Source organism: Microbacterium sp., from assembly GCF_031178525.1.
Taxonomy (GTDB): Bacteria; Actinomycetota; Actinomycetes; order Actinomycetales; family Microbacteriaceae; genus Microbacterium.
Genome location: NZ_JAPSJA010000020.1, coordinates 1 through 19,940, shown reverse-complemented (window position 1 = coordinate 19,940; position 19,940 = coordinate 1). Strand labels below are relative to the sequence as shown.

The window sequence follows — 19,940 nt, the reverse complement described above, 5'->3', positions numbered from 1 at the left end:
GCCCGGATCTGTCGCCTGGCAGGTGTTCGACGCCGCGCTGCGGCCCGCCCTGCGCACCGAGGAGTACGACATGCCGGGAATCGGCGTCCACACGGCCGACACGCTCGACGGACTCGCGGAGGCTGCGCGCATCGCGCGCGACGGCTTCGTCGCGACGGTGGAGTCGTTCAACGCGAGCATCGATCGCGACGCGCCGTACGACCCGACGGTGAAGGACGGCCGCGCGGCGCGGACCGCGCCGCCGAAGTCCAACTGGGCGTCGCCGATCGAGACGCCGCCGTTCTACGCATACCCCGTGACGTGCGGCATCACGTTCACGTTCGGCGGCGTGAAGGGCGACCTCGACGGCCGCGTGCTCGGCGCGGACGGCGCGCCGATCCCTGGGCTGTTCGCGTGCGGCGAGATGCTCGGCGGCCTGTTCAGCGGCAACTACCCCGGCGGCTCCGGGCTGGCGGCCGGCATGGTGTTCGGGCGACGCGCGGGGGCGGCGGCCTGACCGCTGCGGCGCGGGACCGACGCGCCGCAGTCGATACGATCGGGATGGAGGTGATCGCGTGGCGACGAGCGTGTACGAGCGCATCCGCGACGCGATCATCTCCGGTCGTCTCGAGGGCGGCCGCGTCCTGTCGGAGAACGGCCTCGCGGCCGACTTCGGCACCAGCCGCACACCCGTGCGCGAGGCGCTGCATCGCCTCGAGATCGAGCGCCTCGTCGAGCGGGGCCCGCGCGGCGCGATCGTGCGCGCGACCTCGCCCGAGGAGATCCTCGACATCTACGACGTGCGCATCACGCTGGAGGGGTCGGCGGCGCGCGCCGCGGCGAAGCACGCGACCGACCTGGATCTCGCGCGGCTGCGGGCGCGGCAGGACGCCATGCGGGGCCTCGAGGACGCCGAGCAGCGCGCCGTCGCGAACCGCGCCTTCCACTCCGCGCTGTGGGAGGCGAGCCACAGCCCGACGCTGATCGACCTGCTCGAGCGCCTGCACGTGCACCTGCGCCGCTATCCGACCACGACGCTCGACTGGCCGGGGCGCTGGGACGAGGTCATCGCCCAGCACGACGAGCTGCTCGAGGCGATCTCCCGCCGTGACGCCGAGGCTGCCAGGGAGATCGCCGAGCAGCACATGGCGGGTGCGCGCGAGGTGCGGCTGCGGATGTACGCGGACACCTCACACCCGCACCCCTGAACGCACCACCGGCGCGCCACCACCGCTGCGCCACCACCGCTGCTGCGCCAAACCACATCGCCTGAACGAGACCACACCATCCGGCGCGTCCGGATCGTGTCGTCTCGTTCACACCATGTGGTTTGGGCGCGGGGAGCGGGGGTTCGGGCACCGCGAGCGCGCGTTGGGCGCCGCGGCCGTCAGACGTTCCGGAGCGGATGCATCCCCATGCGGGTGAGCGCGACGTCCTCGATCACCTGCATGACGTTGTAGAGGATCAGCGCGGCCGCCGTGACGAGCACGACCGACGCCCACACCTCGGGGAACTTCGACTGCGAGATGGCGGGGCCGATGCCGCCGCCGATGCCGTCGCTCGTCGCGAGCCACTCCGCCAGCAGCGCGCCCGTGATCGCGCCGGGCACGGAGATGCGCACCGCTGCGAAGAACGCGGGCAGCGACGAGGGCAGGGCCACCTTGCGCAGCGCGGTGAAGGCCGACCCGCCGTACACGTGCACGACGTCGGTCATCTGCGGCGAGGCCGAGCGCAGGCCGAACACGATGTTCACCAGCGCGGGGAACAGCACGACGATGCCGCCGATGACCGCGACCGTCCACAGGTCGCGCCCGAAGATCAGCGTGATGACGGGCGCCATCGCGACCAGGGGCACGGACCGCAGCAGCATCGCGAGCGGCATGAGCGCGTGCTCGACGCCGCGGTTCAGCTGGAACAGGATCGCCGCGGCGAGCGCGACGACGAGACCCGCGGCAAACCCGATGAACGCGTGCCCGAGAGTGACCCACAGCCGCCCCGACAGCAGCGCGCGGTTCTCGGCGGCGGCGGGGTCCGCCACGAGGTAGCGCCAGATGTCGGCCGGGCCCTTGCCCACGTACGCATTGACGCCGAACACCCACAGCATGACCTGCCACAGCACGGTCACGACGAGCAGGGTCACAGCGAAGGTCAGCAGGCCGCGACCGAGCACGCGGAGCGTCGAGGCCGCGACCTCGCGTCGCAGCGTCGCTGCAGGCGAGGCGGCGGCCTGCGGATGCGCGAGGGCTGTCATCCCGGTCACGCTCATGCCCCCTTCGACCACGGCGCGGCGGCGTGCGCGACGAGTCCGACGATCCAGTACCCGGCGAGCGCCACGAGCCCGGACAGGATCGCGAGCGCCCACACGAGCGGCGGGTTGAAGTCGACCTGCGCGATCATCATCGCGCGCCCCACGCCTGCCTGCACCTTGCCGAAGAACTCGCCCAGCACGGCGCCGAGGAACGCGGCCGGCACGGCGATCTGCAGGGCGTTCAGGATGGCCGGCAGCGCCGCGATCAGGCGCACCTTGCGCAGCTGCGTGAGCCGGGATCCGCCGTACACCGTGACGACGTCGAGCGCGCTGCGGTCGGCGGCCTTGAGACCCAGCAGCGATCCGACGACCGTCGTGAAGAACACGCTGAGCGCGGCCAGGATCACCGAGGTGAGCGACGGGCGCCCGGCCTGCGGGATCGGCAGCATCACGATGAGCACCATGCCGATCGCGACGATCGGCAGGCAGTACGTGATGGTCGCGAGCTGCATCACCAGGCCCTCGACGCGCGGCACGATCAGCACGAGCGCCGCGAACACGAGCGCGAGCCCGTTGCCCCACAGGTAGCCGAGCCCCGCCTCGGCGAGGGTCACGCCGAACTGCGGCGCGAAGAACCCGAAACCGCGCTGAGCGGCCTCGACGGCCACCTGCCCAGGCGTCGGGATGGGCTGCGCGCAGTTCGGACCGAGGCACGACAGCAGGGTGGCCGCGAGCACCCACCACACGGCGATGATGCCCGCCACCCCCGTGACGCCCCACACCCAGGCGGGGAGCGGCGCGCGATCGAAACGCGCGTCAGTCATGCGTCGCCTCGGCCGCAGCGGCGCCGACGGGTGCCTCCTCGGCGGACGGCGCTCCGAACAGCAGGTCGGATGCGTGGTCGACGTACGCGTGGAACTCCGGCGTGCGCATCATCTCCGGCATGCGGGGGCGCGGCAGGTCGATGTCCATGACCTCCTTGATCCGGCCCGGGCGCGGCGTCATGACCGCGACCTTGTCGCTCAGGAAGATCGCCTCCGAGATGCCGTGCGTGACGAGCAGCGTCGTGGCGGGCTTCTCGGTCCAGATGCGCAGCAGCTCGAGGTTGAGGCGCTGCCGCGTCATGTCGTCGAGCGCGCCGAAGGGCTCGTCGAACAGCAGCACCTCCGGCTTCATGACGAGCGAGCGCGCGATCGACACGCGCTGGCGCATGCCGCCCGACAGCTGGGCGGGCTTCGCCTTCTCGAACCCGGTCAGGCCCACGAGGGCGATCAGCTCGGCCACGTAGTCCCTGTCGACGGGCTTGCCCGCCACCTCGAACGGCAGCTGGATGTTGGCCTGCACGCTGCGCCACGGCAGCAGCGCCGCGTCCTGGAACGCGATGCCCAGGCTGTTCGAGGCGCGCAGCTCCTTGGGCGATTTGCCGTCCACCCGGGTCGTCCCGCTCGTGGGCGCCTCGAGACCGGCGAGGATCCGCAGGATCGTCGACTTGCCGCATCCCGAAGGACCGAGCAGCGACAGGAACGTGCCCTGCTCGGTGTGGAGGTTCGCGTCCTGGAGCGCGACGACGTCACGCCGTCCCTGCCGGAACACCTTGTTCAGTCCGCTGATGTGCAGACCGGTGCCCAGGGCGTCCTGGACACCGGTCTGCAGTGCCGTGTCGGTCACGGTGTGGTTCTCCCCGCTGTGGTCGGACGGACGGCTCAGCCGGCGTAGTCGACGAGCTCCGGGTTCTCGGCGTAGACCTCTTCGAGCAGCGACAGGTCGAAGATCTGCGAGGCCTCGACCGAGATGCCGGCGCCGGCGAGGCTGTCGACGGTCGCCTGCTGCATCTCCTCCGTGACACTGAAGAGGCCGTGCTCCTCGGTGTCCGGCGTCGAGATCAGCTCGGCCTGAGCGTGCATCGCCTCGAGGGTCTTGACCGGGTCGAGGTCCGTGCCGAAGTCGGCGACGACGTCCTCTGCGGCCTGCTCGGGGTCGGCGAGCACGTCGGTCCAGCCCTTGATCTCGGCGACGAGGAAGTCCTTCAGCAGCTCGCGGTTCTCGGCGAGGTACGCGTCCGTGACCGACACGGTCTCGGCGACGAGCGGGAAGCCGTTGTCGGCGAGGGGCAGGTTGGTGATGTCGTTGCCGCCCAGCTTGACCGTCAGCGCCTCGTTCGTGAGGTAGGCGTAGAAGCCGTCGACCTCGCCGTTCACGAGCGGCGCCGGGTCGTACTGCACGGCGACGATGTCGAGCTCGTCCTGTCCGATGCCGTTCGCCTCGAGGAACGCGTCGAATGCGGCGCGGTTGGAGTCCTGCACGCCGATCTTCTTGCCCTTGAGGTCGTCGACCGTCGCGATGTCGGCGCCGTCCTTGAGCGACAGCACCGTGAAGGGGTTCTTCTGGAAGGTCGCGCCGATCATCTTGATCGTGGCGCCTTCGTTCGCGACCGCGGCGCCGACGGCGAGCGGGTCGTTGAGCGCGACCTGCACCGTGCCGCCCATCAGCTCGGCGACGCCGGTCGAGGGGCCCTCGAGCAGCGTGACCTCGTCGAAGCCGGCCTCCTCGTAGTAGCCCTTCGAGGTGGCGTAGAACTCGCCCGCGAACTCCTCGTTCTTGATCCACGACTGCTGGACGGTGATCGAGCCGTGCGACGCGGACTCCTCCTCGCCCTCCGCGGCGGGGGCGGACGTGGAGGCGCACGCGCTCAGCGCGAGCGCGCCGGTCAGGGTGAGGCCGGCGGCTGCGAGGCCACGACGGACATAGGGGGTGCGGATCATTCGGGTTCTCCACTCGGGGAAGGGCGCGATCCGACATCCGGAGGGTTCCGGGGGGTCTCGCGCGGGGGACGATCGGCGGACGCCGCTGATCTCCACACCGTACGGGTCGGCGAGAACACCAGCCGGACACCCGCGTTTCGGCGATGTAAACATTCTGCCCCGGCGAAATACTGCCGGAGGACCAAACCGGCCCTGCCGCGGTCACGGCTGTGTATCGAACCGCGCCGCACCGGGTCCGCCGCCGCGAGACATCGCTTTTCGCGCGACACATCACCGTCGGGTGATGTCTCGCGGCGCGGGTGATGTCTCGGTACGGGTCAGCGCCGCCCGGCGGGCGCGGGGCGGCAGGCGGTGAAGACCGTGTGCACGTCGCCCACGACGGCGCGGCCGCGGAGCTCCGTCAGCTCGAGGACGACGGCGGCGCCGACGACCGTCGCACCGAGCTCGGTGACGAGGCTCTCGGCAGCGGCGAGCGTGCCGCCCGTCGCGAGCACGTCGTCGAGCAGCAGCACGCGCTCGCCGTCGTGCAGCACACCGGGGGCCTCGATCGTCGCGGTGCCGTACTCGAGCGCGTACGACACGGCCGCCGCCGGGCGGGGAAGCTTGCCGGCCTTGCGGATCTGCAGCATGCCGACGCCCGAGAGCGCCGCCGCATAGCCGGCGAGCAGGAAGCCGCGCGCCTCGATCCCCGCCACGATGTCGAAGCGCCCCTCGAACGGCGCGATGAGCGCTTCGATCACGGTCCGCAGCGCTGGACCGTCCGCCAGCAGCGGCGAGACGTCGCGGAACAGCACGCCCGGCTCGGGGTAGTCGGGGGTCAGGGCGATCAGCGACTCGGCTCGAGTGAGGGCGTCCACCGTCCCATCCTCCCCCACCGTGCGAAGCCCGAATACCCTGGACGCATGACCCGACTGCAGGCCGACGCCGACGCCGCACGCTGGGTGGCCGTCACGGGATCGCTCGGGCTGCGCGGCCGGCGGCACCGCAGGGCCGCCATCCGCATGCTGCTCGGGCAGGGATCCCTCATGATGGGCGGTCAGGGACGCGGCAGCGGCATGCTCGCGTGGACGCTCAGCCAGGCTGCACCGCTGCTACTGCGACGCGCCGACGGACGCGTGCTGGTCTGGGTGTGGAGGGACGACCCGGAGCTGGTCGTGGTCGCGGCGCAGGTGCAGGAGATCACGCCGCAGCTGCGCGCGGCGCGCGCGATGCGGCCGATGGAGTACGACGACACGGAGCCCTTCCAGGGGGCTTACCTCGGGATGGGCGAGCGGCTCGTGCTCGACGAGCCTCAGACGCCGAACACCCCGCCGCTCGCCGAGTACACGTGGGACACGGGCGCGTACTTCGTCACGGTCACCGCCGTGTCGGGCGATCGGGAGCGCTTCGGAACCGTGATCGGATCGGTCGACGAACTCGCGCGAAGCGTGCGGATCGTGGACGATCTGCGCGTCGCGGAGACGTCCGGCGTCCTGCGTCTCGGCCCGGCCTGATCTGCCTGCGCGTTTCCTATGTCCCGCTCAGCGGAAGCTCTAAGCGCATTCTCCCAGCGAATGTCAAGCCCCTCCGAGGAAATCCCGACTCCCGTAACGTGTCTGTTGCGGGACATCCCCGCAGGAAAGGAGCGCGCAATGGGCATCATCGGATGGATCATCCTCGGACTCATCGCCGGAGCGATCGCGAAGGCGATCCTGCCCGGGCGGCAGGGTGGCGGCTGGATCGTCACGCTCATCCTCGGAGTCGTCGGCGCCGTTCTCGGTGGCTGGATCGGCTCTGCGATCTTCGGAGTGGGCATCAACGAGTTCTGGAGCCTCTCCACCTGGCTGCTGGCCATCGGTGGCGCGATCATCGTGCTGCTGATCTGGGGCCTCATCACCGGACGCAACAAGAGCAGCACCCGGTAAGCACAAAGCGTCGGCGCAGCACCACGCTCGCGTCCGACCGCAAGGGGAATCCATTCTCACGAGCCACCGGACCCCGCGGAAGCGGGACGGCCCCGGAGGGTGAGGTTCCCGGACGAACGCCCGTCGCATCGCGACGGGCGTTCCGCTTTGTACGGGGGCTTCCGGACGGCGTATCCACCTGCGGGTTGGAGCGCCGTCGACCCCGGCGAGCGCGCCGGGCCCGAGCCCGCCGCGACGCCCGCCCCGTTCCGTTCCGAAACGCTGCGCCCCGCTCGACGAACGCACGGGCGGGGCGCAGCCGACCGCACGCGACTGACGCGCGGGGCCGCGATGGCCCCGCGCGTCAGTGGATGGCGCCTAGTCGGCCAGGCGGAACCAGACGGTCGCCAGCGGCGGCAGCGCGATCTCGCGCACGCCGCCCTCCGGGACGTCGACGCGGCCGAAGTTGCCGACGCCCGAGCCGCCGTAGTCCAGCGCGTCGGTGTTCAGCACCTCGTCCCACGTGCCGGCCGCCGGGAACCGCAGGCCGTAGCGGTCGTGCGGCTGCGCGGAGAAGTTGCTCACGGAGACGAGCTGCGATCCGTCGCCGTCGCGGCGCACGAACGCGAAGACGTTGGCGCTGGAGTCGTCGGCCACGAGCCACTCGAAGCCCTGCGGCTTGGTGTCGAGCGCCCACAGGCCGGGCGTCTCGCGGTAGCGCGCGTTGATGTCCTTCATCGCGCGATGCACGCCGAGGTGGTCGGGCAGGTCGAGCAGCCACCAGTCGAGCTCGCGCGACTCCGCCCACTCGGACTCCTGGGCGAACTCCGAGCCCATGAACAGCAGCTGCTTGCCCGGGTGCGCCCACATGTAGGCGAGGTACGCCCGGAGGGTCGCGAGCTGTCGCCACCGGTCGCCGGGTGCCTTGCGCAGCAGCGACCCCTTGCCGTGCACGACCTCGTCGTGCGAGATCGGCAGCACGTAGTTCTCCGACCAGGCGTACACCAGCGAGAACGTCATCTCGCCGTGGTGATGCTCGCGGTGCACGGGATCGCGCTTGATGTACCCGAGCGAGTCGTGCATCCAGCCCATGTTCCACTTGAAGCCGAAGCCGAGACCGCCACCCGAGGTCGGCCCCGTGACGCCGGGCCAGGATGTCGACTCCTCGGCGATCGTGACGACGCCGGGAACGCGTCGGTACACCGTCGCGTTCATCTCCTGGAGGAACTGCACGGCCTCGAGGTTCTCGCGGCCGCCGTGGATGTTGGGCGTCCACTCCCCGTCACGCCGGGCGTAGTCGAGGTACAGCATCGACGCGACGCCGTCGACCCGCAGCCCGTCGGCGTGGAACTCCTCGAGCCAGTAGATCGCGTTGGCGTAGAGGAAGTTGCGCACCGGCGGGTTGCCGAAGTCGAAGATGTGGGAGCCCCACTCCTTGTGCCACCCGCGCTGCGGGTTGGGGTCCTCGTACAGCGGCGCGCCGTCGAAGCGCGCGAGCGCCCACTCGTCGGTCGCGAAGTGGCCGGGCACCCAGTCGAGGATGACGCCGATGCCCGCCTGGTGCAGGCGGTCGATCAGCAGGCGGAGGCCGTCCGGATCGCCGAAGCGGCTGTCCGCGGCGTAGTACGACGTGACGTGGTAGCCCCACGACCCGCCGAAGGGGTGCTGCATGACCGGCATGAACTCCACGTGCGTGAAGCCCAGGTCGCTGACGTATCCGACGAGCTCGTCGGCGAGCTGCTCGTACGAGCGGTCGCGGCGCCACGAGCCCAGATGCACCTCGTAGATCGACATCGGCCGGTCGGTGTGACCGCGGCTCGCCTCCGCCGCGCGACGCTCGAGCCACTCGTCATCGCCCCACGTGTACGACGACTCGTGCACGATCGACGCTGTCAGCGGCGGCACCTCGGCGTAGTTCGCCATCGGGTCGGCCTTCTCGCGCCACACGCCGTCGGCCCCGAGGATCTGGAACTTGTAGCGCGTGCCGCCGCCGACGTCCGGCACGAACAGTTCCCAGACGCCCGACGAGCCGAGCCGGCGCATCGGATGCTCGCGACCGTCCCAGTCGTTGAAGTCGGCCTTGACGCGCACCGCGCGGGCGCGCGGCGCCCACACGGCGAACGCGGTTCCCACGACGTCGGGCGCGCTGCCCCAGCCCTCGTAGCGATGCACATGCGCGCCGAGCACGCGCCACAGCATCTCGTGCCTGCCCTCGCCGATCAGGTGCTGGTCGACCGCGCCGAGCGTGGGCAGGAAGCGATACGGATCGTCGCGGACGTGGGACACACGGTCCTCGCCCTCGCCGTACGACGTCTCGACGCGGTACGCGGGCACATCGTCCGGCGAGGAACCCGGCGTCGCGGGCAGCACCCCGACCCAGATGCCCTCGTGCTCGTGCTCCAGCTCGACGTCGACCCAGCCGTCGGGGAACTTCCGCGACGGCGCGGTCTCGTAGCGCACGGTCACGGCCGACGCGAGCGGCTTCAGCACGCGCACGGTCACGCCGCCGTCGTGCGGATGCGGTCCGAGCACGGAGTGCGCGTCGGGGTGCAGTCCGGAGGCGACCGCCGTGAGCGTCGCCCGGTCCACGGGCAGGATCCGAGGTTCAGCCATCATCCGCCGATCCGTTCCAGCGCGGCCAGCGGGATCGCGATCCACGACGGCCGGTTGCGCTTCTCATAGACCGCTTCGTACACGGCTTTGTCGGCCACATAGGCGTCGAGCAGCACGGCGCGCTGCTGCTCTGAGCCCGCTTCGTCGCCGAGCGCGGCGACGTACCCCTCGAGGAAGTGCCGACGGGCGCGTGCGGACCACTCCCGTGCACGCTGGGCGCGCAGCGGCGCCTCGGCTCCGTCGCCGCCGGAGCCCGCCATCTCGACAACACGCGCGGCGTAGTCGAACGACCGGAGCATGCCGGCGACATCCCGCCACGGCGAGTCGGGCAGCGCCCGCTCGGCGAACGGACGACCCGGCTCGCCCTCGAAGTCCACGAGCTTCCAGCCCTGCGACGTCCGCAGCGTCTGCCCCAGATGCAGGTCGCCGTGCACACGCTGCACATCCAGCCGGCCGAGCTCGGCCACGGCGTCGTAGGCGGCGCGCAGGCGCTCGGCGTACGGCTCGATCTCCGGCACGATGCGGCGGGCCTGCTCGAGACGGGCGACCATCGCCCCCGCCAGCTCGCCCGTGCTGTCCTCGCCCTGGGCAGGGAAGCTGTCGCGCATCATCGCGTGCACGGCGGCAAGCGCCTCGCCCAGGCGCGTGGCCTCTCCCGCGAAGTCGCCGCCGGACTCCTCGACGCTGAGCTCGAGGTGCGCAAGCAGCGTCCGCACGCTGCCGGTCGCGAGCTCGAACCCGTCGCTCGCCGTGCGCAGGAACTCCTGCAGCATCGCCAGCTGCAGCACCTGCCCCTCGCCCGACGCACCGCCGGGAAGATCGATCTCGATCCAGCCGTACAGGTCGGCGACGAAGTCTGAGCCGCCGCGCGTGAGCACCTCGTGGATCTCGATGTCGGGGTTCACGCCCGGGCTGACCTTGCGGAACAGCTTCATGATCGCGGTGTCGTCGAACTTCACCGACGAGTTCGACTGCTCGCCGGTGAGCGGCGATGACTGCAGCGCAGGATCGAGCTGCGGACCGGGCACGACGCGGCGGAAGCGCATACCGCCGAGCTGGGCGGCGCCCGACTCCTCGGCCGCGATGAAGCCCTCGAGCCACAGCGCCATGGCGTTGCGGTCGTGCGCGCCGTCGTAGAGGTGCTGGAGCCGTCCGTCCTCGCGTTCGACGGATCCGACGAACGCGTATGCGATCCGCTCCTGCACGTCGTCGTAGCTCGACAGCGGCACGTGATACTGCTCCGCACCGCCCTCGTCGTCCTGATACTCGACGTTTACGAGATAGACGGTCACGCGCGCCGCCCCCTCGGGCGCGGGCAACACCGGCAGCTCGGCGAGGTTCCGCACGCCGCTCACGCGGAACGGGCGGCCCTTGCCGCCGAACCACCTCGTGCGCGACAGGTATCCCTCCCAGAGGGCGTCGTCCTTCTCAAGGGCCTCGCTCATAGCAACCCCACCTCCTCCGCCTCGTCCGCCGGTGCGTGCAGCTGGAACCAGTAGAACCCGTGCCCACCCAGTGTCAACAGGTACGGGAGCTCGCCGATCCGCGGGAACGGCACTCCGCCGATCAGCTCGACGGGGACCATGCCATGGAACCGTCGCAGGTCCAGCTCCACCGGCTGGGGGAACTGCGACAGGTTGTTGACGCAGACGATCACGTCCACCGATCCGTCGGCGTTCGTGTGCTCGCGCGAGTACGACAGCACGGCCGGGTTGGATCCGCCGAGGTCGTTGAAGCTGCCGAGCCCGAACGCAGGGTGGCGCTTGCGCGTCTGGATGATCTGCCGCGTCCAGTGCAGGAGCGACGACCGGTCCTCCTGCTGCGCCTCGACGTTAACGGCCAGGTACCCGTAGACCGGGTCCTGGACGACGGGCAGGGACAGCTTCCCGGGGTTCGCCGTCGAGAACCCGGCGTTGCGGTCCGAGGTCCACTGCATGGGCGTGCGCACGCCGTCCCGGTCGCCCAGCCAGATGTTGTCGCCCATCCCGATCTCGTCGCCGTAGTAGAGCACGGGCGATCCGGGCAGCGACAGCAGCAGCGCCGTGAACAGCTCGATCTGGTCGATGTCGTTCTCGAGCAGCGGCGCAAGACGACGGCGGATGCCGATGTTCGCCTTCATCCGCGGATCCTGCGCGTACTCGTTCCACATGTAGTCGCGGTCCTCGTCGGCGACCATCTCGAGCGTGAGCTCGTCGTGGTTGCGCAGGAAGATGCCCCACTGCGTGCCGGACGGGATCGGCGGCGTCTGCGCCAGGATCTCGCTGATCGGATAGCGCGACTCGCGCCGCACGGCCATGAAGATGCGCGGCATGACCGGGAAGTGGAAGCACATGTGGCACTCGTCGCCGCCGACCTCGGGATCGCCGAAGTAGTCGACGACATCGGCGGGCCACTGGTTCGCCTCCGCCAGCAGCACCCGGCCCGGGTACTCGGCGTCGACGATGCGGCGCACCTTCTTGAGGAACTCGTGCGTCTCGGGGAGGTTCTCGCCGTTCGTGCCTGGCCGCTCGTACAGATAGGGCACGGCGTCGAGGCGGAAGCCGTCGAGGCCGATGTCCAGCCAGAACCGCATGGCGTCGAGCATCGCCTCGTGCACCTTGGGGTTGTCGAAGTTGAGGTCGGGCTGGTGCGAGAAGAAGCGGTGCCAGAAGTACTGCTGGCGCACGGGGTCCCACGTCCAGTTGCTCGGCTCGGTGTCGACGAAGATGATGCGCGCGTCCTGGTACAGCTCGTCCGTGTCGCTCCACACGTAGAAGTCGCCGTACGGGCCGTCGGGATCCGACCGGCTCGCCTGGAACCACGGGTGCTCGTCGCTGGTGTGGTTCATGACGAAGTCGATGATGACCTTGATGCCGCGCGAGTGCGCCTCGGCCATGAACGCGCGGAAGTCATCGACCGTGCCGAGCTCGGGCAGCACGCCCGTGTAGTCGGCAACGTCGTACCCGCCGTCGCGCAGCGGCGAAGGGAAGAACGGCGGCAGCCACAGGCAGTCGACGCCGAGCCACTCGAGGTAGTCGAGCTTCTCGATCAGGCCGCGGAAGTCGCCCGTGCCGTCGCCGTCGCCGTCCTTGAAGGAGCGCACGAGCACCTCGTAGAACACGGCGGTCTTGAACCACTCGGGCTGCGTCGTGACCGGACTGTCGGGGAACGGCTCCTGCGACAGGACCGGGATGGACGCGGTGTACGGGGCGGGCTCGGATGCGGCGGCGGTCACGCGAGGTCCTCTCCGCGGTCGAAGTCGGGCTCGTCGGTCGGAGGCGGCCCGACGGGTCGCACGCTCAGGATGTGCGCGACGTCGCCCGCGGGATCCAGCCGCACGTAGTTGTCGGCGCCCCACACCCACTCGGCGCCGGTCAGCTCGTCGTTCACGACGAAGCTCTCGGGCAGGCCTGCGGCCTCGAGGTCGAGGCGCACGGTCGTCTCGTGCGCGCCGTGCGGGTCGAGGTTGATCACCACGATGACGGTGTCGGCCCCGTGCGTCTTCGAGAAGCACAGGATGTGCTCGTCGTCCGTGGCGTGCACGACGAGGTTGCGCAGCAGCCCGAGCGCCGGGTGCTTGCGGCGCAGGTCGTTGAGCGTGCCGATGTACGGGGCGAGCGTGCGGCCCGATTCCTCGGCCCCTGCCCAGTCGCGCACGCGGATCTGGTACTTCTCGCTGTCGAGGTACTCCTCGCTGCCGGGCCGGACCGCGACGTGCTCGAACAGCTCGTAGCCCGCGTACATGCCCCACGCGGGCGTCGCCATCGCGGCCAGCGTGGCCCGGATGGCGAACATCGCGGGGCCGCCGTACTGCAGCGACGCGTGCAGGATGTCGGGGGTGTTCACCCAGAAGTTCGGGCGCATGAGGTGGTCGCTCTCGCGCGACACCTCGCGCAGGTAGTCCTCGATCTCGCCCTTGGCGGTGCGCCAGGTGAAGTACGTGTACGACTGGTGGAAGCCGATCGAGCCCAGAGTGTGCATCATGGCGGGGCGCGTGAACGCCTCCGACAGGAAGATCACGTCGGGATCGGTGCGGCGGATGTCCGCCAGCAGCCACTCCCAGAAGATCACGGGCTTGGTGTGCGGGTTGTCGACGCGGAAGACGCGCACGCCGTGCGACATCCACAGCCTCACGACGCGGGTGACCTCCTTGACGACGCCCTCGAAGTCGTCGTCGAAGTAGATCGGGTAGATGTCCTGGTACTTCTTCGGCGGGTTCTCGGCATAGGCGATCGAGCCGTCCGCGCGGTGCCGGAAGAACTTCGGGTGGCTCTTGACCCACGGGTGATCCGGCGCGGCCTGCAGCGCGAGGTCGAGCGCGACCTCGAGACCGCGCTTGTTCGCCTCCTTGACGAACGCGTCGAAGTCGTCGAACGTGCCGAGATCCGGGTGGATCGCGTCGTGTCCGCCGTCCTTCGAACCGATCGCCCACGGCGATCCGGTGTCGTCCGGGCCCGGCGTGAGGGTGTTGTTCGGCCCCTTGCGGTTGACCTCGCCGATCGGGTGGATGGGCGGCAGGTACAGGATGTCGAAGCCCATCGCGGCGACGCGGTCCAGGCTCCGCACCGCGGTCTTGAAGCTGCCGCTCGTGACCTTGCCCGTCTCGGGATCGCGCGTGGCGCCCTCGGACCGCGGGAAGAACTCGTACCACGCGCCCGTCAGCGCGCGGCGCCGATCCGCATACAGCGGGTACGGTCCCGCGACGGTGAGCAGGTCGCGCAGCGGGTGGCGCACGAACAGCCCCTGGGTCTCGGGTCCCTCAAGCACGGCGAGACGGGCGTCGAGCGGGCGGATCTCGTCGCTCGCGGCATCCTCGGCGGCCGTGAGGACGGCCTCGTCATCGGCCGTGAGCCCGTCCGCCTCGTCGCGGATCCGCTCCAGCAGCAGGCGCGCCTCGAGGAACATCAGCTCGACGTCGACGCCGGCGCGGATCTTGATGCCCGCGTCGTGGGTCCAGGTCGCGAGGGGGTCGGAGAAGGCGTGCACCTCGAAGGCCCAGTCGCCCTCGGCGTCGGGCGTGTCCCAGGCCTCGTACCGGTCGGTGCCGGTCGCGATCAAGCGCATCCGGACCGGCGGCCGTCGCGTGCCGTCAGGACCGATCAGCACGATCTCCGCGCCGAGCTGATCATGACCCTCGCGGAAGACTGTCGCCTGCACGGGCAGCGGCTCCCCGACCGTGGCCTTCGCGGGGCGCCGCCCCAGGTCCACCAGCGGGTGCACGTCGATGACGGGTATGCGTCCGACCATGTGCCCAACTTGTCACAGACGGATCACGGTGGCCACTCTGGGCGCAGCCCTTGCGCCGCCGTTCATCGAAGGTGTAATCGGGGGCGCAGTACGCGCCCGAAGACGCCCGAGGAGCCTGTCGGGCGCGCCGCCGTTCCGGTTAGCGTGAGCGTATGCGTGCGATCCGACGATTCACCGTCCGTCCCGTACTGCCCGAGCCGCTGGAGGCCCTCGGAGAGCTCGCCGGGAACCTCCGCTGGTGCTGGCACCTCGAGACGCAGGACGTGTTCGCCCACGTCGATCCGAGGCTCTGGGGCGAGCTGCAGGATCCGGTGCGCCTGCTGGGCGCGGTCACGCCGTCGCGCTTCGACGAGCTGTCGGCCGACGCCGAGTTCGTCGCGCGGCTCGGTCGCGTGCGCGATGACCTGCGCGCCTACCTCGCCGATGACCTCTGGTACCGCCGCGAGGTGCCGGAGGGACCGCGCGCCATCGCGTACTTCTCGCCCGAGTTCGGCATCGCCGCGGCACTGCCGCAGTACTCGGGCGGCCTCGGCATCCTCGCCGGCGACCACCTCAAGGCCGCCAGCGACCTCGGCGTGCCGATCACCGGAGTCGGGCTGCTGTACCGCCACGGCTACTTCGCGCAGTCGCTGTCACGCGAGGGCTGGCAGCAGGAGTCCTACCCCGTGCTCGACCCGGACGAGATGCCCATCACGGCGCTGCGCGAGGAGGACGGCACGCCGGCCGAGATCTCGATCGCGATGCCCGGCGGTCCCGATCTGTGCGCGCGCATCTGGGTGGCGCGCGTGGGACGCGTGCCGCTGCTGCTGCTGGACACCGACGTGGAGCAGAACCCGGATCACTACACGGACGTCACCGACCGGCTGTACGGCGGAGGCAGCGAGCACCGGCTGCGCCAGGAGCTGCTGCTCGGCGTGGGAGGCGTGCGCGCCCTGCGCGCGTACAGCCGCATCACGGGCGCGCCGGTGCCCGAGGTCTACCACACCAACGAGGGGCACGCCGGGTTCCAGGGTCTCGAGCGGATCCGCGAGCTGACGGTCGCGGCGGGCGAGGCGGGCCTCGGCTTCGACGACGCGCTCGAGGTGGCGCGCGCGTCCACCGTGTTCACCACGCACACACCCGTGCCGGCCGGCATCGACCGGTTCGAGCGCACCCTGATCGCGCAGTACTTCGCGACCGACGGCGGCGTGCTGCCCGGCGTGGCGACCGAGCGCGTCCTGGCGCTCGGCGCGGAGGACTACGCGGGCGGCGACCTCGCGATGTTCAACATGGCGGTCATGGGCTTCCGGCTCGGGCAGCGCGCCAACGGCGTCTCGCGGCTGCACGGCCACGTCAGCCGCGACATGTTCAACGGCCTGTGGCCCGCGTTCGACGAGGCGGAGGTGCCGATCGGCTCGATCACGAACGGCGTGCACCTGCCGACGTGGCTCGCTCGCGAGTTCCGGGAGATGCTCGACGAGGTCGGCGCCGACATCGACGGCGACCCGGAGACGTTCGCGCGCACGATCGATCGGATCCCTTTCACGAGGGTATGGAACGTCAAGCGCGAGCTGCGCGCGCGTCTCGTGCAGGATGCCCGTGCGCGTCTGCGCGCCTCGTGGGTCAAGCGCGGCGCGGTCGGGGCGGAGCTCGGCTGGATCGACGACGCCCTCTCCCCCGACGTGCTCACGATCGGGTTCGCGCGCCGCGTGCCGTCGTACAAGCGCCTCACGCTCATGCTGCGCGACCCCGAGCGCCTGAAGCGCCTCCTGCTGGACCCGAAGCGCCCCGTGCAGCTCGTCATCGCGGGCAAGGCGCATCCCGCCGACGAGGGCGGCAAGAGGCTGATCCAGGATCTCGTCCGCTTCGCGGACGGCGCCGACGTGCGTCACCGCATCGTGTTCCTGCCGAACTACGACATCGGCATGGCCCAGCAGCTCTACCCGGGCTGCGACGTGTGGCTGAACAACCCGCTGCGTCCGTACGAGGCGTGCGGCACGAGCGGCATGAAGGCCGCGCTCAACGGCGGCCTGAACCTGTCGATCCTCGACGGCTGGTGGGACGAGTGGTACGACGGCGAGAACGGCTGGGCGATCCCCTCGGCCGACGGCGTCGACGACGCCGACAAGCGGGACGACCTCGAGGCCGCGGCGCTGTACGACCTGATCGAGCGTGAGATCGCGCCGCGGTTCTACGACCGCAACGGGGACGGCGTGCCCGTGCGCTGGATGGAGATGATGCGGCACACGCTCGAGTCGCTCGGGCCGAAGGTGCTCGCGACCCGCATGGTGCGCGACTACGTGGCGCAGCTGTACGCCCCCGCCGCGGAGGCGGCGCGGAGCCTGGGCACCGACTTCGGCGGCGCGGTGGAGCTGTCCGCATGGAAGCGGCGCGTGCGTGACGCGTGGCAGGGCGTGCGCGTCGAGCACGTCGAGTCGCACGGCGTGAACGAGGCCGCGGAGGTGGGCGCCGAGCTGTCGGTGCAGGCGCACGTCGCGCTCGGCGGCCTGTCGCCCGACGACGTCGAGGTGCAGCTCGTCTACGGCCGCGCGGAGGGCGACGACCAGCTCAGTTCGGTGCGGATCGCGCCGCTCGCTTCCGGGGACTCGTTCTCGGGCGGCCGGTCGTCGTTCGCCGGCTCCGTGCGCCTCGATCGCGCGGGCCCGTTCGGCTACACCGTGCGCGTGGTGCCGCGGAACCCGCAGCTGGCCTCGACGGCCGAGCTCGGTCTCGCGGCGCTGGCCTAATCGAGCGAGCGGATCACGACCACGGAGCGGGGGGCGAGCGACAGGCTCGTTCCCGCCTCCGTGATCTCACCCTCGGCATGGGCCGGGTCCGTGGACAGCACGACCTCGCCGCGGCGCACCCACTCGTTCTCGCGCAGCACGGCTTCGACCCGGCTCTCGCTCGCGTTGAACCAGAGCAGGAACGAGTTGTCGATCTGCTGTTCACCGTGAGGACCGGGATCGCGCAGCGGACGTCCCGACACGAACATGCCGAGCGTGTGCAGTCCGCCGTCGTTCCAGTCCTCGTCGCTCATCAGCCCGCCGTCGGGGTGCAGCCAGGCGAGGTCGCGGGGTCCGTTCGGGATCGTGGGCTGACCCTCGAACCATTGCCGCTGGCGCAGCACAGGATGCTCGCGGCGCAGACGCAACGCGGTCTTGGTGATCTCGTACACGTCCAGCCACGCGTCGTCCGCGCTCCAGTCGATCCAGGAGACCTCGTTGTCCTGGCAGTAGGCGTTGTTGTTGCCGCCCTGCGTGCGCCCGCGCTCATCCCCCGCCGTGAGCATCGGCACGCCGTTCGACAGGCACAGCGTCGCCATCAGGTTCGCGGCCTGCCGGCGGCGCAGCGCGACGATCCCTGCGTCATCGGTCTCACCCTCGACACCGTGGTTCGACGAGCGGTTGTTGTCGGTGCCGTCGCGGTTCTCTTCCCCGTTGGCTTCGTTGTGCTTGCGCTCGTAGGTCACGAGGTCGCGCACCGTGAATCCGTCGTGCGCCGTGACGAAGTTGATGCTGTTCGACGCCGTGCGGCCGTCGTCGGCGTAGAGATCGCTGGATCCGGCCAGGCGCGTCGCGAACGCGTGGATCGGGGCGCGTGTGCGCCAGTAGTCCCGCACGGTGTCGCGGAACTGGTCGTTCCACTCCGCCCACTGCGGAGGCATCCGCCCGACCATGTAGCCGTCCATCGACACGTCCCACGGCTCGGCGATCAGCTTCACGTGGCGGAGGATCGGGTCCTGGTCGATGGCGATCAGGAGCGCGCAGTTGAAGTCGACGTCGTAGCCGGTGCGGGTGAGCGCCGACATCAGGTCGAAGCGGAAGCCGTCGACATGCATCTCCGTGACCCAGTACCGCAGCGAGTCGAGGATCATCCGCAGCGCGAGCGGGTTCCACGCGTCGACCGTGTTGCCGCAGCCCGTGACGTCCCAGTAGCGGTCGTCGAAGCCACCGTCCTCGGGGATCACGCGCTTGTAGAAACCGCGGTCGTCGAAGCCGCGGAACGACAGCGTCGGGCCGTCGGGACCGGCCTCGGCGGTGTGGTTGTAGACGACGTCGAGGATCACCTCGATGCCCTCGCGGTGCAGCGCCTTGACCATGCTCTTGAACTCGGCGACCTGTCCGCCGCGGTCGCCCGAGGCGCTGTACGAGGCCTCGGGCGCGAAGTACGAGATCGTGTTGTAGCCCCAGTAGTTCTTCAGCCCGCGCTCGCTCAGCGCGGGCTCCGACACGAAGTGCTGCACGGGCAGCAGTTCGACCGCCGTCACGCCGAGATCGCGGAGGTAGGAGGTCACGGTCGGATGCGCGAGCCCTGCGTACGTGCCCCGCAGCTCCTCCGGGATGCGGTCGTGCAGCTTCGTGAAGCCCTTCACGTGCAGCTCGTAGATCACGGTGTCACGGAAGCGGCGCGCGATCCGCGTGTCGCCCTCCCAGTCGAACGAGGGGTCGACCACCACGCTGCGCGCCGTGTAGGCCGCCGAGTCGGTGTCGTCGCGGAGGGCGGGAGCGCCCTCGCGCGCGCCGTAGATCGGCTGCTCGGGGATGACCGTGCCCGCGGTGGCGAGGCCGTACGGGTCCAGCAGGAGCTTGTGCGGGTTGAAGCGCAGGCCGTTCGCCGGGTCCCACGGACCGTCGACGCGGTAGCCGTAGCGCTGGCCCGGCCGGATGTCCGGCAGGGCTCCGTGCCAGATGCCGAGCGTCTTCTCCGCCAGCTCGTGCCGCGTCTCGTGGTCGGCGTCGTCGAACAGGCACAGCTCCACACGCGTGGCGTCGGGCGCGTACACCGCGAAGTTCGTGGACGCGGGTGACCAGCTGGCTCCGAGGGGCCAGGATCGTCCTGGCCACACAGGCGCCTTCTGCCCCACTTCGCGCCAGATGACGGGCGTCATCGGCCCTCATCTCCACCCTGCGGCCGCGGCGGCGTCCAGAGCATCAGCTCCGCACTGCGGCGCACGCGCGTGCCGGCGCGCAGCGTCACGACGGACCCCGTGGCGCCCGCCGCGAAGACGCGGGCGCCGGGACGGGAGGCGCGCTCGGCGTGCAGGGCCTGCTCGAGATCCCGCACGCGGCGGCGCAGATCGCGCACCTCGTCCTCCAGGTCGAGCATGCGCGCGATCGCCACAAGGCTCACGCCCTCGCCCGACAGACGCGCCACCTCGCGCAGCTGCGCGATGTTGCGGGCGGAGTAGCGGCGCGATCCACCCGGGGTGCGCCCCGGGACGACGAGCCCGATCCGGTCGTACTGCCG

At 70.6% G+C, this 19,940-nt stretch carries 16 protein-coding genes; 5 read left to right on the top strand and 11 right to left on the bottom strand.

Going from position 1 to position 19,940, the window contains the following annotated elements; all coding sequences use genetic code 11:
* Both RIF89_RS02910 and RIF89_RS02905 read left to right on the top strand, forming a co-directional pair.
* A partial coding sequence (locus RIF89_RS02910; RefSeq protein ID WP_309067659.1) for an FAD-binding protein occupies positions 1–496 on the top strand: 496 nt, incomplete at its 5' end.
* 58 nt (positions 497–554) lie between these two features.
* Positions 555–1,187 carry a GntR family transcriptional regulator gene (locus tag RIF89_RS02905; RefSeq protein ID WP_309067658.1) on the top strand — a complete coding sequence of 211 codons (633 nt, stop codon included), beginning with the start codon at positions 555–557 and terminating at the stop codon, positions 1,185–1,187.
* 179 nt (positions 1,188–1,366) lie between these two features.
* Here the strand turns inward: RIF89_RS02905 and RIF89_RS02900 are convergent, their stop codons facing one another.
* From RIF89_RS02900 to RIF89_RS02880, 5 genes are all read right to left on the bottom strand, one after another.
* Positions 1,367–2,230 carry an ABC transporter permease subunit gene (locus tag RIF89_RS02900; protein WP_309067657.1) on the bottom strand — a complete coding sequence of 288 codons (864 nt, stop codon included), beginning with the start codon at positions 2,228–2,230 and terminating at the stop codon, positions 1,367–1,369.
* Positions 2,231–2,241: 11 nt separating this feature from the next.
* Entirely contained in the window at positions 2,242–3,051 is an 810-nt protein-coding gene (locus tag RIF89_RS02895) for an ABC transporter permease subunit (protein WP_309067656.1), read from the bottom strand.
* Complete coding sequence (locus RIF89_RS02890; RefSeq protein WP_309067655.1) at positions 3,044–3,895, bottom strand: ABC transporter ATP-binding protein; 852 nt, start codon at positions 3,893–3,895, stop codon at positions 3,044–3,046. Before RIF89_RS02890 ends, RIF89_RS02895 begins: the two co-directional genes overlap by 8 nt.
* A gap of 35 nt (positions 3,896–3,930) precedes the next feature.
* Positions 3,931–4,989 (bottom strand): ABC transporter substrate-binding protein, encoded by a 1,059-nt coding sequence (locus tag RIF89_RS02885; protein WP_309067654.1) that lies wholly within the window; start codon positions 4,987–4,989, stop codon positions 3,931–3,933.
* 317 nt (positions 4,990–5,306) lie between these two features.
* Positions 5,307–5,846, bottom strand: a complete 540-nt coding sequence (locus tag RIF89_RS02880) for an adenine phosphoribosyltransferase (RefSeq protein WP_309067653.1) — start codon at positions 5,844–5,846, stop codon at positions 5,307–5,309.
* Positions 5,847–5,891: 45 nt separating this feature from the next.
* Between RIF89_RS02880 and RIF89_RS02875 the strand changes: the two genes are divergently transcribed.
* Positions 5,892–6,482, top strand: a complete 591-nt coding sequence (locus RIF89_RS02875; protein ID WP_309067652.1) for a hypothetical protein — start codon at positions 5,892–5,894, stop codon at positions 6,480–6,482.
* 138 nt (positions 6,483–6,620) lie between these two features.
* A complete protein-coding gene (locus RIF89_RS02870; RefSeq protein ID WP_309067651.1) occupies positions 6,621–6,893 on the top strand; it encodes a GlsB/YeaQ/YmgE family stress response membrane protein in 273 nt (90 codons plus the stop codon).
* A gap of 357 nt (positions 6,894–7,250) precedes the next feature.
* Here RIF89_RS02870 and glgB read toward each other — a convergent pair whose 3' ends face one another.
* Genes glgB through RIF89_RS02850 form a run of 4 tightly spaced genes read right to left on the bottom strand, consistent with a single transcriptional unit; the run spans position 7,251 to position 14,711 of the window.
* Complete coding sequence (gene glgB, locus RIF89_RS02865) at positions 7,251–9,488, bottom strand: 1,4-alpha-glucan branching protein GlgB (protein WP_309067650.1); 2,238 nt, start codon at positions 9,486–9,488, stop codon at positions 7,251–7,253.
* Complete coding sequence (locus RIF89_RS02860; protein WP_309067649.1) at positions 9,485–10,930, bottom strand: phosphotransferase; 1,446 nt, start codon at positions 10,928–10,930, stop codon at positions 9,485–9,487. The genes glgB and RIF89_RS02860 overlap by 4 nt, the downstream gene beginning before the upstream one ends.
* Positions 10,927–12,648, bottom strand: a complete 1,722-nt coding sequence (gene treS, locus RIF89_RS02855; RefSeq protein ID WP_309067660.1) for a maltose alpha-D-glucosyltransferase — start codon at positions 12,646–12,648, stop codon at positions 10,927–10,929. Before treS ends, RIF89_RS02860 begins: the two co-directional genes overlap by 4 nt.
* A 47-nt stretch (positions 12,649–12,695) precedes the next feature.
* Complete coding sequence (locus RIF89_RS02850) at positions 12,696–14,711, bottom strand: alpha-1,4-glucan--maltose-1-phosphate maltosyltransferase (RefSeq protein ID WP_309067648.1); 2,016 nt, start codon at positions 14,709–14,711, stop codon at positions 12,696–12,698.
* A 152-nt stretch (positions 14,712–14,863) separates the two neighbouring features.
* Here RIF89_RS02850 and glgP point away from each other — a divergent pair, with 152 nt between their 5' ends.
* Positions 14,864–17,437, top strand: a complete 2,574-nt coding sequence (gene glgP, locus RIF89_RS02845; RefSeq protein WP_309067647.1) for an alpha-glucan family phosphorylase — start codon at positions 14,864–14,866, stop codon at positions 17,435–17,437.
* Here glgP and glgX read toward each other — a convergent pair.
* Both glgX and RIF89_RS02835 read right to left on the bottom strand, forming a co-directional pair.
* Positions 17,434–19,581 (bottom strand): glycogen debranching protein GlgX, encoded by a 2,148-nt coding sequence (gene glgX, locus RIF89_RS02840; RefSeq protein ID WP_309067646.1) that lies wholly within the window; start codon positions 19,579–19,581, stop codon positions 17,434–17,436. The genes glgP and glgX overlap by 4 nt on opposite strands.
* Positions 19,578–19,940, bottom strand: a 363-nt coding sequence (locus RIF89_RS02835) for a MerR family transcriptional regulator (protein WP_309067645.1), incomplete at its 5' end; no start/stop codon positions are given. The genes RIF89_RS02835 and glgX, both read right to left, overlap by 4 nt.

Coding starts and splice junctions, on each gene's coding strand:
- RIF89_RS02900 (WP_309067657.1), bottom strand. CDS start 2,230: ATGACAGCCCTCGCGCATCCGCAGGCCGCCGCCTCGCCTGCAGCGACG.
- RIF89_RS02895 (WP_309067656.1), bottom strand. CDS start 3,051: ATGACTGACGCGCGTTTCGATCGCGCGCCGCTCCCCGCCTGGGTGTGG.
- RIF89_RS02885 (WP_309067654.1), bottom strand. CDS start 4,989: ATGATCCGCACCCCCTATGTCCGTCGTGGCCTCGCAGCCGCCGGCCTC.
- RIF89_RS02875 (WP_309067652.1), top strand. CDS start 5,892: ATGACCCGACTGCAGGCCGACGCCGACGCCGCACGCTGGGTGGCCGTC.
- RIF89_RS02870 (WP_309067651.1), top strand. CDS start 6,621: ATGGGCATCATCGGATGGATCATCCTCGGACTCATCGCCGGAGCGATC.
- glgB (WP_309067650.1), bottom strand. CDS start 9,488: ATGATGGCTGAACCTCGGATCCTGCCCGTGGACCGGGCGACGCTCACG.
- RIF89_RS02860 (WP_309067649.1), bottom strand. CDS start 10,930: ATGAGCGAGGCCCTTGAGAAGGACGACGCCCTCTGGGAGGGATACCTG.
- RIF89_RS02850 (WP_309067648.1), bottom strand. CDS start 14,711: ATGGTCGGACGCATACCCGTCATCGACGTGCACCCGCTGGTGGACCTG.
- glgP (WP_309067647.1), top strand. CDS start 14,864: ATGCGTGCGATCCGACGATTCACCGTCCGTCCCGTACTGCCCGAGCCG.
- glgX (WP_309067646.1), bottom strand. CDS start 19,581: ATGACGCCCGTCATCTGGCGCGAAGTGGGGCAGAAGGCGCCTGTGTGG.